Source organism: Limnohabitans sp. MMS-10A-192, assembly GCF_003063335.1.
Lineage (GTDB): Bacteria > Pseudomonadota > Gammaproteobacteria > Burkholderiales > Burkholderiaceae_C > Limnohabitans_A.
The window spans coordinates 1-11887 of the sequence record NZ_NERX01000016.1 but is presented as its reverse complement, the minus strand read 5'-3'; the positions used below and the strand labels follow the sequence as shown (position 1 = coordinate 11887).

The 11887-nt window shown below is 60.5% G+C and carries 12 protein-coding genes; 8 read left to right on the top strand and 4 right to left on the bottom strand.

Translation table 11 applies throughout. The annotated features are described in order from the left end of the window. Positions 1-121: 121 nt before the first annotated feature. On the bottom strand, positions 122-562 hold the full coding sequence (locus tag B9Z43_RS16845; protein ID WP_108327071.1) for a LysR family transcriptional regulator: 441 nt from the start codon (positions 560-562) through the stop codon (positions 122-124). A 140-nt stretch (positions 563-702) separates the two neighbouring features. Here B9Z43_RS16845 and B9Z43_RS16840 point away from each other — a divergent pair, with 140 nt between their 5' ends. From B9Z43_RS16840 to B9Z43_RS16825, 4 genes are read left to right on the top strand one after another with little or no spacing between them, the layout of a single operon-like run. Beyond that, the gene (locus tag B9Z43_RS16840) at positions 703-1176 is read left to right on the top strand and encodes a rubrerythrin family protein (protein WP_108327070.1); all 474 of its coding nucleotides are present in this window, start codon (positions 703-705) and stop codon (positions 1174-1176) included. A 42-nt stretch (positions 1177-1218) separates the two neighbouring features. Further along, entirely contained in the window at positions 1219-1386 is a 168-nt protein-coding gene (locus tag B9Z43_RS16835) for a rubredoxin (RefSeq protein WP_108327073.1), read from the top strand. Between the two features lie 17 nt (positions 1387-1403). Next, complete coding sequence (locus B9Z43_RS16830; RefSeq protein ID WP_108327069.1) at positions 1404-2561, top strand: NAD(P)/FAD-dependent oxidoreductase; 1158 nt, start codon at positions 1404-1406, stop codon at positions 2559-2561. Positions 2562-2594: 33 nt separating this feature from the next. Next, positions 2595-3023 (top strand): organic hydroperoxide resistance protein, encoded by a 429-nt coding sequence (locus B9Z43_RS16825; protein ID WP_108327068.1) that lies wholly within the window; start codon positions 2595-2597, stop codon positions 3021-3023. A gap of 400 nt (positions 3024-3423) precedes the next feature. Here the strand turns inward: B9Z43_RS16825 and B9Z43_RS16820 are convergent, their stop codons facing one another. From B9Z43_RS16820 to B9Z43_RS16810, 3 genes are read right to left on the bottom strand one after another with little or no spacing between them, the layout of a single operon-like run. Then, a complete protein-coding gene (locus B9Z43_RS16820) occupies positions 3424-4818 on the bottom strand; it encodes an FAD-binding oxidoreductase (protein WP_199222335.1) in 1395 nt (464 codons plus the stop codon). An 11-nt stretch (positions 4819-4829) separates the two neighbouring features. Then, on the bottom strand, positions 4830-6362 hold the full coding sequence (locus tag B9Z43_RS16815; protein WP_108327066.1) for an indolepyruvate oxidoreductase subunit beta family protein: 1533 nt from the start codon (positions 6360-6362) through the stop codon (positions 4830-4832). After that, positions 6359-8509, bottom strand: coding sequence for an indolepyruvate ferredoxin oxidoreductase subunit alpha (locus B9Z43_RS16810; protein WP_108327072.1), 2151 nt, complete (start codon positions 8507-8509; stop codon positions 6359-6361). Before B9Z43_RS16810 ends, B9Z43_RS16815 begins: the two co-directional genes overlap by 4 nt. A gap of 140 nt (positions 8510-8649) precedes the next feature. Between B9Z43_RS16810 and B9Z43_RS16805 the strand changes: the two genes are divergently transcribed. The 4 genes from B9Z43_RS16805 (at position 8650) to B9Z43_RS16790 (ending at position 11767) form a co-directional block, all read left to right on the top strand. Continuing rightward, positions 8650-9558 (top strand): LysR family transcriptional regulator, encoded by a 909-nt coding sequence (locus B9Z43_RS16805; protein WP_108327065.1) that lies wholly within the window; start codon positions 8650-8652, stop codon positions 9556-9558. A 98-nt stretch (positions 9559-9656) separates the two neighbouring features. Further along, entirely contained in the window at positions 9657-10616 is a 960-nt protein-coding gene (locus B9Z43_RS16800) for a carbon-nitrogen hydrolase family protein (RefSeq protein WP_108327064.1), read from the top strand. Then, a complete protein-coding gene (locus B9Z43_RS16795) occupies positions 10616-11065 on the top strand; it encodes a MarR family winged helix-turn-helix transcriptional regulator (protein ID WP_108327063.1) in 450 nt (149 codons plus the stop codon). Before B9Z43_RS16800 ends, B9Z43_RS16795 begins: the two co-directional genes overlap by 1 nt. A 3-nt stretch (positions 11066-11068) precedes the next feature. After that, positions 11069-11767: an aconitase X gene (locus tag B9Z43_RS16790; RefSeq protein WP_108327062.1), complete on the top strand. Its 699-nt coding sequence runs from the start codon at positions 11069-11071 to the stop codon at positions 11765-11767. The last annotated feature ends 120 nt before the right edge of the window (positions 11768-11887 follow it).

The following is an 11887-nucleotide window of genomic DNA, read 5'->3' as shown; positions in this document are numbered from 1 at the left end:
CAAAGTTCCCACGTTGATCACTCCCGGCCACCCTTGCTCAAAAAATAAGCAGGATAGGCCAATGAAGCGGCTCAAATTTGGATGCAAATTCCCATCAAAGTGGCTCAGTTTTCAAAGCCAATCAACACAACTGTCGGTTTCGCAGCCGCTCCAGCAAATGCGCAGTCAGGTCCTCGCGTAGGCCAAGCTCAAGCATCGGGAACTTCTCGCGAAGCAGAGGCATAACGGCGGGCAGCACGAATGGCGCAATTGTCGGAATCACTCCAAGACGCAATCGTCCCTGCATGGGGCGCGAAGCGTCAGAGGCGAAATCGCTCAGGTCTTCGGCTGCTGCAAGCACCTGCCGCGCACGAGTCACCACGTCTTTGCCCACGGCCGTCAGCGCCACGCTCTGCTTGTCACGCTCGACCAGCTGCACGCCCAGCGTACCTTCGAGCTCCTTGAGACCTGTGCTCAAAGTGGACTGACTGACAAAGCTGGCTTCAGCAGCGCGGGTGAAGTTCAGGTGCTCGGCCAAGGCCAGCAGATAGCGCAGCTGTCGCAGCGAGGGCAAGGCGGCCATAGGGAGTGTTCTTTCAGTTGCTAAAAGTTCATTATCGATATTTTAGATTGATTCAATGAAAATTATCCGTTGGACTGATTGATTGAGAAATTTCACAATTCATCCATCGCAACAAAACCACCCCCTGAAAGGAGCTTCAAATGGCACGTCCAGAAATCAAAACCTACCAAAACCTCGAAGCCGCATTTGCCGGCGAATCGATGGCCCACATCAAGTACCGCTACTTCGCCAAACTGGCGCGCGCTGCTGGTGACGAAGATACAGCCCGCATCTTCGAGCAAACCGCAGATCAGGAAGTGATGCACGCCTTCGGCCACCTCGATCTGCTTTACCCAGCGACCGACATGACTCCGGCTAAGGCCCTGCAGATCGCCATCGAAGGCGAAACCTACGAGTACAGCGAGATGTACCCAGGTTTTCGCAAGACCGCTGTGGAGGAAGGCAACGCCGCTGCCGTTGCCGAGATCGACGAGCAGATCAGCGAGTCCAAAGAACACGCCGATCAGTTCAAGGCCGTGCTCGAAAAGGCCGCCAAGCGCTTTGCTGCCTTGGCCAAAGTTGAAGAGCGCCACGCCAACCACTACCAAAAGGCCCTCGACGCCATTCAGGCCTGAGCCATCCACACCGATTCAACGTTTCAATTTTTGGAGAACATCATGAAAGTTTGGCAATGCATTGTTTGCGGTTTCATCTACGACGAAGCCCAAGGTATCCCTGAAGACGGCATCGCCGCCGGCACCCGTTTCGAAGACATCCCTGAAAACTGGGAATGTCCTGATTGCGGCGTCGCCAAGGCCGACTTCGAAATGGTCGAGATCGGCTGAGCGAACAGGAGCACTTGATGATTGCGCCTGCACAAAGCCTGGTGATCGTAGGCTCGGGTCTCGCGGCCTGGACGTTGGTCCGGGAGTTCCGCAAGCTCGATGCCCAGACACCCATCACCCTGATCACCCGCGACAACGGGGACTTTTACAGCAAGCCCATGTTGTCCAACGCCCTGAGCAGCGGCAAAACCGCAGCTCAGCTGGTCAGCGCCACCAGCGCGGCCATGGCGCACCAGTTGGGGGTCACTGTGATGGCTAAGACCGATGTGACGGCCATCGATCCGGTCGCCTGCAGTGTCACCACTGCCCTGGGGCCAGTGACTTACAGCCGTCTGGTGCTGGCGTTAGGCGCTGACCCGGTGCGTCTGCCCCTGCAGGGCGATGCAGCGGACCGGGTGATCTCGGTCAATGACCTGCAAGATTACGCGACGTTTCGTGCACAGCTCGAAGGTGCGAAGCGAGTGACCGTCATCGGCGCAGGCTTGATCGGCTGCGAATTTGCGAATGACCTTGTGCAGGCCGGTTATGAGGTTGATGTGATCGATCCTGGCACTCACCCCTTGGGCCGACTCCTACCGCTAGAGGCGGGGCAGCAGGTGCAGCAGGCGCTTGCGCACGCTGGCGTGCGTTTTCACTTTGGCACCTCGGTACAGGCAGTGCTCGCAGCGCCGCAGGGTCTGCAGGTCGAAATGGCCAATGGCCACCGCTTGGCCAGCGACCTCGTTTTATCGGCTGTTGGCTTGCGCCCTCGGATCGCGCTGGCAAAGGCTGCCGGACTACAGACCGCGCGCGGCATCGTCGTCAACCGCCAACTGCAGACCAGCCAAACCGACATTTACGCGCTGGGCGACGTTGCAGAAGTTGAAGGTCTGCTCTTGCCCTATGTTATGCCTCTGATGCAGTCTGCACGCACTCTGGCAGCTCATCTGGCTGGCCAGCCGGCCACTTTGCGCTACCCGGCCATGCCTGTGGTCGTCAAGACACCCGCCATGCCGGTGGTGGTCTCACCGCCACTCGCGGACGCCCAAGGAAGCTGGCAGGTGAACGCCTTCTCTGACGGAGTGGACGCCCGATTTGTTGGTTTGGATGGCATCTTGCTGGGCTTTGCACTTGCTGGCAAGGCTACAGGCCAGAAAACCGTTTTACAAAAATCTTTGCCAGCCGTGCTGGCTTAAATCAATCCCTTAACCCTTGAATGGAGAAATGAAATGACCACTAAACTCGACAAAGTCCTCTACACCGCCAAAGCCCATACCACTGGAGGCCGTGACGGCCGCTCAGTCTCCAGTGATGGTCTGCTGGATGTCAAGCTGGCACCACCGAAGGAACTCGGCGGCATGGGCGGTGCGACCAACCCCGAACAACTGTTTGCAGCGGGCTATTCGGCTTGCTTCATGGGCGCACTCAAGCATGTAGCCAGTTTGAAGAAAGTCGCGGTGCCGGTTGATGCGGCCATCGACGCCAGCGTGGACATTGGTCCAATTCCCGCAGGCTTCGGAATCGCCGCCCGTCTGGACATCAGCCTGCCCGGCATGGACCGTGCCGTGGCCCAAGACCTGATCGACACAGCCCACCAGGTCTGCCCTTACTCAAATGCCACTCGCGGCAACATCGTCGTAGAGTTGACGCTGGTCTGATCTGAAAGGAAAGCGCCGCCATGATGACTTTGTCCTTTTGGGCGCTCACCATGACGGTGCTCATCACATCCGATAGGGGAAGTTTCCAATCCCATACCTGTTTCATCGAGTGAACCATCAACACCGCAGGAAGTCAGAATCTACGAGATGGGCCAGCATCCTCTTGGACAGTTTTCCTTGACTGCGCCGTACTTCAAGGCCTAAAGCAGCCCACTAGATTTTCTGGCATGACCGACTGCTTATGGCCGGACTGAGTCACTCGAAGTTGACCGTCTCTATCCGACCCATAACTACACTTTGAAAGTGGCGAAGCAGTCGTTCATGGAGTCAGGTTTTCACAAATAGCGGTCACCTTGCGAAACGATTCTCCTATTCCATTTCGTTCCATTTTTCGACCTAGTCATCTAGGCGGAGGCAAGACCTTGCCCGGGTTTAGGATCCCCTTGGGATCTAGCGCAGACTTGATAGCGCGCATTGCAGCGATCTCGGCCACAGTTCGGGAATGATGGAGGAATTCGCGCTTGAGTGTGCCGATGCCATGCTCGGCGGAAATGGAGCCGTGCCATTCACCCACCACCTGATAGACCAGTTGCTCAACCTGAGCCTCTGGCTGCTCTCCCGGGCACACCTTTACGCCGATGTGAATGTTTGAGTCTCCAGCGTGGCCGAAGAATACCGTTTGGACCTCAGGCCATTGGGCCTGCAGCTTGTCCTTGAGCGTCTGAACGAAGCGGCCAATTTCTCCGGTGGGAACGCTCACATCAAAGCCCACGTGGGGCCAGAACACCGCCCGGAATTCGCCCGAGGCGTCGCGAACCGACCACAGCCTCAGGGCATCAGTCTCGGACTGGGCAATCACCACGTCCTCTACCACCGACTGCTCCAGCGCCTCGGCCAGCACCCGCTCAAAATGTTCCTGGTCTGCAGACGGCGAGGTGCCCTGCGCCTCCAGCAAAACGTAAGCGCCATGTCCGTGTGGCAACGGGGTGGTCAGGTGTGCAAGACCCGACGTCATGCGCTCATAGAAGTCTGGCCACATCATCTCGAATGCCGACAGGTTAGCGCCCAGGTTGTGGCGGACATGTGACAGCAGTTGCAACACCGCATCATAGTTTCGTAGCGCACACAGGGCCGTCTGGGTGGTCCTCGGCTTGGGGAATAGCTTCAACGTTGCCCGCGTGATCACCCCCAGGGTACCTTCACTGCCCACGAACAGCTGCTTGAGGTCGTAACCCGTGTTGTCCTTGAGCATCAGATTCAAGTGGCTCATGACCGTGCCATCGGCCAGTACAACTTCTAACCCCAGCACTAGGTCGCGGGCCATACCATAGCGCAGCACGCGGTTGCCCCCGGCGTTTGTCGAGAGATTGCCGCCTATAGTGCAGGAGTCGCGCCCTCCGAGGTCCAGCGGGAAGAACAGGCCTTGGTTCAGCGCTTCGGCTTGTACCCGGCCCATGGTCACACCCGCCTGTACAGTGATAGTTGACGATGCGGGATCAACGGATTCAATCTGGTCCATCCGCTCAAGGGACAACAGCACACAACCCTTGACTGGCTTTGCGCCGCCAGCCAAGCCGGTCAAACCGCCCTGTGGCACGACGGGAACGCCCTCTGCATGGCACATGCACAGCAGCGCGGCGACCTCGTCTGTGGAAGCGGGCCGTACAAGCGCCCGTGCCACGCCCGGCGGGCTGGTGGTCATCCAGTCGCTCAGGTGGGGGGGTGGAATGTCCTCGCCAAGGAACACGCCAGCTGCCCCAAACCGTTGCACCAAGGCTGATTCGAATTCATTCATCACTTCACTCCTCATGCGGCCCGACGGCCAGGAAAGAACCGGATCGGTTGCGCGACCAATTCAGGCACGGGCAGCCCCAGTAATTGCGCCAGGCGCCGCCCCTGCGGATCGGCCAAGGCGGCCTGGCGGAGATCCCGGATTCGCTGAGCCAAGGCCACATTGGAGCCGCCACAGGGCAATTGCCGCTGCAAGTCGCTAAGGATCGACGACAGGTTGCTGCGACCGCGCTCGTTTGTCTGGCCGTAACCCTTGACTAGGCTGGCGCACAGAGCCACTTCGCGTGCCACCTCTGGACTCCGCTCCATGGCCCCAGAGACAACCTGCAGCCACTCACGGATCGCAGCATCCTCCTGGGCGAAGCGTGACATGTGCCGGCGCATGGGCCGTAGTGACCGCAGGGCAACAAGCATCATGAAGCCGCGCATCGTGTCCGAGCGAAGATGCAGGCCCTTGCGCGGCGAACGTAGGCGCCCGCCCCAGGCTCGGGCCAACGCACGGGCGGCTACGGTTGGCAACAGGGAGAGCAGCTCGTCGAGTCCGGGTTTAAGAAACTCGGTGACCCGCACGGGCTCGCGTGGGCCGGCTCCAACCTCACGACGGATCTGATCAATGCGGTCTCGCCGTGTCTTGAGGTCCGCCACCCGAATCACATCCTCGAACGCCATCCACAATGCCAAGTGGCGGGCCACCTCCACGCTGACACGCCAGTCACAACCTTCCTGTGCCTGCTCCTGACTGGCAATCGCCAGAACCCTGGCTAAGTACAAGTCAGCATAGCGCCGGTCCTGGAAATCGCCTGTCAGGCGCATTCCGTGCCCTACCACCTCGCGCAGTTCGATCGGCAAGCCATCGAGTCCGGGTTCAGCACATGGAGGTACGACAACGGGCAATGCGGCCGACGAGGAAAGAACGTCAGGGGCGGACTCCCGGGCTGTGTAACCTGTCGCGAATCCCCGCAAGCTGGCCTGCACCGCCTTGCCTGATGAGCGAATGGCCTCCTCGCAGGCATGACGGGACAAAGGGAATCCAGGCGTGGCCGCCATGACGCCAAACAGCACGGTGTTAATAACCGTTCCCTGCTGCCTTGACAGGGCGCGCATGTCCAGCAAGGTCAATGAGCGGGATCGGGAGGCCGCGGCCTGCGCGATGCGCTCGTCAGCGAAACGCCCATCGGCCATGTCGGACTTCTCGGACACAGCATATTCACGGTGGCTGGATGTGATCAAAACCGTGCGCGCCGGATCGACCCACCCGTTCTGGATGGCTCTGCCAGCCTCCACCAACTCCGTCGCTGCCACCAGGTCCACATGACCAGGCGTGGGAGTAAGCGACAGAACCGGCTCACGCCCGCCCAGAGTCTGGCGCGCCTGCGGAAAAATCTCCACGTAGTAGGTGGTTGCCCCGGTTCGCTGGGCCACGCCCGGCACCGAGGTGGACTGAACCGGAAAGTCCATCCGGCTGGCCGCATCGACCAGCCAGTCGGCCAGAACACCACCGCCTTCGCCGCCCATAGCAGCGACCAGGATACAAAAGGGACGTGTCATGCGGAAAACTCCTGGACGGGGCTGGCCTTACCGGCGAGCCGCTGGATGATGGAACGCCGCATCCGGTCGACCACGCGGTCCCACCATCCGGGGTTCTGGACAATCTCGGCCTTGTAGAACGATGGGCACAAGGTAGCAGCATGAGCGTTCTCGCCGCACAGCCCACAGCCGACGCAGGACTCACTGACAGTTGCCACCGGGTCCTTGCGCAAGGCGCTGGGATTGTCCTTGACCGTCAGCGCAGGGCAACCGGATAGGCGGATGCAGGAATGGTCACCGGTACAGACGGTGTCGTCGATACCGAACCGTGTACGCAGTACCCGCTCGCCCTGCTGGAGCTTGCGGGCCACCTGGGGCTTGAGCCGACGTTGACGCTCCAGCTGGCACTCGCCGTCGGCCAGGACCACCTTCAAACCCGGCTCTTGCGTGGTCATCGCCTCCTGTAGCACTTGAAGCATGTCATCGACCTGGTAGCTGGGCACGCTGCGGATCCATCGGACGCCGACACCGCGCAACGCCGCCTCGATATCCAGCGCGTTCGGGCCTGTCGCCGGCTGCGATGGCGATGAGGGAATGGCCTGGGCACCCGTGGCGGAGGTGTAGCCGTTGCGCAAAATGACAAGTACCGAATCGTGCTGGTTGAACACCGCGTTGACCACCCCGCTGGTGAAGCCGTTGTGCCAGAACCCGCCATCACCCATGATGCTCAGGGTGCGCCGCTGCATGAGTGGAGCCACGCCAGAGGAGCTGGCTAATCCAAGGCCATAACCGAGCACGGTGCTGCCCACATTAAAGGGCGGTAGCGTTCCGAAGGTGTGGCAACCTATGTCGGCGCTGACATGAACCTGGCCCATGCGCTCCTGCATCAGCTTGATGGCGGCGAACACCGGGCGCTCCGGGCACCCCACGCAAAAACCAGGTGGACGATTGGGGACGGGAACACCAATCGCCTGCGCAGAAAGCTCCCGCCCCAATGCCAGGCTGCCAGAAGCGGCTCGCACCGGTGCCAAGTCCAGGCTGCGCGGCTGCGCTGCCTCAAGAAAACGGGCCATCGCATTAAGTAGCACTTCGCCGGTGTATTCGCCGGACACTGGCAAGATCCCCTTGCCATGCAAATGGGTCGCTTGGCCGTCCTTGCGCAGGATGGCAGCGATGGCGTCCTCGATGTAGTTTGGCTGCCCCTCCTCAACCACCAGCACCTCCCGCCTGGACTTGCAGAAGTCAATCACCTCCTGAGACACCAGCGGGTACACCACGTTGAGGACGTAGATCGCAATGCGGGAGCGGCCAAAAGCGTCGGCAAGCCCCAGCAACTGCAAAGCCCGAATGACGCCGTTGTAGAGGCCACCGGTTACGATAAGGCCAACACTCTCTTCCTCGCCCTCGAACACTTCGTTCAATCCAGCTTCCTGTATGTAACGGACTGCAGCGGGCCAGCGCTGTTCAACCTTCTGGCGTTCATGCTCGTACGTTGACGGTGGCAAGTTGACCTTGGCGTAGTCGAAACGGGGAACTTCGATGCCATGGCGCGTAGAAATCTCTGGCGCCACGTTGTCCTTGCAATGGAAGCGGCCATGGACATGGCAGGCCCTGATGCGAAGCTGCAGCATGACTGGGGTCTGGCTGGCCTCGGACAGCTCGAAGCCCTGTTCCACGGCCTTCACGATCGATGGCAAATCCGGACGTGGGTCAAGCAACCAGATCTGCGACTTCATGGCGAAGGCATGGGTTCGCTCCTGAATGATGCTGGAGCCGTCCCCGTAGTCCTCCCCAAGGATGATCAACGCGCCGCCCAGGACGCCGGCCGAGGCCAGGTTGGACAAGGCGTCCGAGGCCACGTTGGTTCCCACCGTCGACTTCCAGGTGACGGCGCCGCGCACTGGGTAATGGATGGAGGCGCCGAGCATGGCGGCCGCCCCGGCCTCGGACGCACTGGGCTCGAAATAGATGCCCAGATCATCCAGCAACTCTCGGGCATCCCCAAGCACGTCGATCAGGTGGGACACCGGTGCGCCCTGGTAGCCCCCGATGTAACTGACACCCGACTGAAGCAAGGCCTTGGTGACAGCCAGAATGCCTTCGCCGTGGAACTCCTCGCCCGCCCCCATGGACAAGGCTGCTACTTCTGTCTTGAAAGAGCGCTCCATGCCCTTGTCTCCTGTTTTCTTTTGGTTGATGCAGGCCATGCTACGGGTCTTACATCATCGACACAACAAATTTTGTTTATATGTGAAATAGATAAAACGCATAATATGAAGTGCGAGATCCACTCGCTCTGACACGCTCAATGAACACGCTCATGCCAACCTTCGACCTGAACCTGATTCGCACTCTCGTTACCCTCTACGAAACGCGCAGCGTCACCCAGGCCGCTGAGCGGATGGACATCACCCAGCCTAGCGTGAGCCATGCGCTGGCACGACTTCGAATACTGTTCAGCGATCCGCTGTTTACCCGCACTGCAAAGGGACTGGTGCCAACCCCGCTATGTGACCACCTATATCCGGCCTTGCGCGATGCCCTCACGACAATCGAAGGTACGCTGGTGTCCTCGCGCTCCTTCGATCCGCTGACCTCGAACCGGCGTTTCACCCTGGCCCTATCGGATATCGGCACCATGTACTTCATCCCACCGCTACTCAAGCGGCTGCAGGCCAAGGCGTCCGGGATCGAGGTGGACGTGATCCAGCCCACCGCCGACTTATCCCATCTCCTGCTGACCGGCAAGGTCGATTTCGCCATAGGCAACATGCCTGAGCTGGTGTCGCAGACTCGCAGCAAGAAGCTGTTCGAGGAGCGATACGTGTGTCTTGTGGCCCGCAACCATCCTGACATACAAGAACGCATGACCAAGGCCCAGTTCGCCCGAGCACGCCACGTCATGGTCACTTCATCGTCCTCTGGCCACGCGCTGATCGACCAGGTGTGCGCCGAACAAGGCATCGTCCGCCGGGTCGTGGCCCGCATCCCCCAGTTCACCGCGCTGCCTAACCTGATTGCCGGCAGCGACCTGGTTGTTGTCCTGCCCTCCCGGGTGGCTTCGGTCTTCGTCAGGCAGGCCCCGCTGAAGACGGTCCCACTTGCACTGCCAATCCCCATGTTTGAGGTGCGGATCCACTGGCAGTCACGGCATGAAAGCCAGGCGGGCTTTCAATGGATGCTGCGCACCATTACCGACACCATCGGCTCGCTGTGAAGCGTTCCGAAATAGCGCGCCCTGGGTTTTCCCGCATTCACATCGGTTAATTCCGTCGCTCATAATTCGTTGTCATCACAACAAATTTGCGATTTCAAATGCATTCGCCCTTCATGGTCTGCGTAGTCCAGGCCGCACCGGTCTACCTGGACTTGGAACGATCCGTCGACAAGGCGCTTACTCTCATCGAGCAAGCCGCTGGCGATGGTGCGAAGCTCATCGCGTTTCCAGAGTTGTGGCTGCCCGGTTACCCCTGGTGGGTCTGGCTTAACGGCATCGAATGGGCACACCAAAAGGGATTGAGTCAGCGCTACCTCGAACAAGCCCTCGACTTCGAAGGCCTGCAGGCAGGCCGTATCGCTCGGGCGGCCGCTGATCACCGCATCCAGGTTCTCATGGGTACCGCAGAGCGCGAAGGCGAGCACCTCTACATTGCCCAATGGTTAGTAGATGAAACCGGCCGCACGCTCCTTCGCAGACGTAAGCTCAAGCCGGGCCCGTTGGAGCTCAAGGTGTTCGGCGAAGGCGGGGCACAGGATCTGCCGGTGGTCAACACAGCGCTGGGCCGGGTCGGAGCCCTGGCCTGTGCAGAACACCGTCATCCGCTACTCAAACACGCCATGCACCTGCAGCACGAAACACTGCACGTGGCGGCCTGGCCCAGTTTCGCGCTGAACCAAGCCCCCGGCATGCTCAGTGCCGACACCTTTCTGGCGATTAGCCGTACCTACGCCGTCGAGGGCGGCTGCTATGTGCTGGCGCCCTGCGCTCCGTTGCCCGCAGAGGTGGTTGCCTTGGTGTGCGACACGCCGGACAAGGCGCTGCGTCTGCATGCAGGCGGTGGCCATGCGCAGATCTTCGCACCTGATGGGGAGCCTATGTGCACTCCGCTGGCACCGACACAGGAAGGACTGCTGTTCGCGCAGGTCGATCCACAGATCGTGACCAGGGCCCGCAACGCCTTCGACCTGTCTGGCCACTCCTCCCGCTCGGACGTGGTGCGACTTCAAGGCCCCACCGATCTGGGAAAGCTGCCTCTGCCTGAAGGAGCTCGGTGATGCCACCACGCAAAGGGGTGGATGTCACCCAGAATTTGACTTTTCGCATCATCCAGCTGGCCAGCACGCTAGGACGCTCGGCCGCCAGCGCGATTCCCGACGCGACGGGCATGTCCGTACCCCAGTGGCGAGTCATTTCAGTGATCGGTAGCCGCCCCGGCATTTCCTTCCGCACCCTGGTCCAAATCCTGGAAATTGACAAGGGATGGATCAGTCGCACACTAACCAAGCTGCAGGACGACGGCGTGGTGACCGCTACGCCCGACCCAGCGGACAAGCGCCAGTTCACTCTTGAACTAACCGCTGCCGGACGCGAGCTTCACCACCAGGGCTCGCGCGTCTCCCGGATGCGCCAGAAACAGCTAGAGGCCGAGTTCTCAGACACCGAGTACCAGGCACTTCTTGACCTGCTGGATCGCTTGCAAGCGGCGGCCGAGAAGCTGGAGTAGCACATGTCCACGGATTTGGATGAACTGCAGGAGAGCATGAGCCAGGGCCAGTGGGGTGAAGCGTGTCGATGGGCCATCGAGCAGCAACTGCAGGTCGCCCGCTACTTTGGCGCCAAGCGCTTCGTCCCTGTGGATTCCGCACAGGTAGGCGCAGAGGTTGGCACGATGGGCGAGGCGGGTATCGAGTGGGTCGAGAAGCTGGCCCGGGCCGGCGGGCGCTTTCGCATACCAGCCCTCACTGCAGCCTGCAGCGTCGACTTCAAGCGCGCCACCCGCTACGGCGTCGCGCAGGCTCAGGTCGACCAGGAGACGCGTCTGCACCAGGCCTTGCAGCAAATGGGCTGCATAGATACCTCCACCTGCATCAATTACCAGACTGTCTCCCCGCCGCGCTTTCGCCAACACCTGGCCTGGGGGGACACCGGCGCGGTGGCTTTCGCCAACGGCGTGGCGGGTGCGCGATCCAACTACGAGGCGGGGCCCGCGTCCATCGCAGCCGCTCTGACGGGCATGGTGCCGGCCTACGGCTTTCACTTGGAGGAGAATCGACTCGCCACCCGCGTCTTCGAAGTTGATGCACCTCTGCTCGGAACGGCTGACTGGTCAGCACTGGGTGCCTGGGTGGGCCGCGAGATCGCGGACTACTGGACGGTGCCCGCTGTGGTCGTGCCAGACGCCAACCCGGGAATTGACGAGTGTTGATTAGCCAGTCAAACTGAGCCAGTGTTTGCATCGAATATTGAGCCACTGGTTTTTAAAGAATTGGCTTATTCGGTTGTGGATAAGTTTAGCTGCTCGGTGCTTTTGCCCCCTTTCGTTTTG

Bases quoted from the DNA above. Each gene is read 5' to 3' on its own strand.
- B9Z43_RS16845 (WP_108327071.1), bottom strand. From the start codon at position 562: ATGGCCGCCTTGCCCTCGCTGCGACAGCTGCGCTATCTGCTGGCCTTG.
- B9Z43_RS16840 (WP_108327070.1), top strand. From the start codon at position 703: ATGGCACGTCCAGAAATCAAAACCTACCAAAACCTCGAAGCCGCATTT.
- B9Z43_RS16835 (WP_108327073.1), top strand. From the start codon at position 1,219: ATGAAAGTTTGGCAATGCATTGTTTGCGGTTTCATCTACGACGAAGCC.
- B9Z43_RS16830 (WP_108327069.1), top strand. From the start codon at position 1,404: ATGATTGCGCCTGCACAAAGCCTGGTGATCGTAGGCTCGGGTCTCGCG.
- B9Z43_RS16825 (WP_108327068.1), top strand. From the start codon at position 2,595: ATGACCACTAAACTCGACAAAGTCCTCTACACCGCCAAAGCCCATACC.
- B9Z43_RS16820 (WP_199222335.1), bottom strand. From the start codon at position 4,818: ATGAATGAATTCGAATCAGCCTTGGTGCAACGGTTTGGGGCAGCTGGC.
- B9Z43_RS16815 (WP_108327066.1), bottom strand. From the start codon at position 6,362: ATGACACGTCCCTTTTGTATCCTGGTCGCTGCTATGGGCGGCGAAGGC.
- B9Z43_RS16810 (WP_108327072.1), bottom strand. From the start codon at position 8,509: ATGGAGCGCTCTTTCAAGACAGAAGTAGCAGCCTTGTCCATGGGGGCG.
- B9Z43_RS16805 (WP_108327065.1), top strand. From the start codon at position 8,650: ATGAACACGCTCATGCCAACCTTCGACCTGAACCTGATTCGCACTCTC.
- B9Z43_RS16800 (WP_108327064.1), top strand. From the start codon at position 9,657: ATGCATTCGCCCTTCATGGTCTGCGTAGTCCAGGCCGCACCGGTCTAC.
- B9Z43_RS16795 (WP_108327063.1), top strand. From the start codon at position 10,616: ATGCCACCACGCAAAGGGGTGGATGTCACCCAGAATTTGACTTTTCGC.
- B9Z43_RS16790 (WP_108327062.1), top strand. From the start codon at position 11,069: ATGTCCACGGATTTGGATGAACTGCAGGAGAGCATGAGCCAGGGCCAG.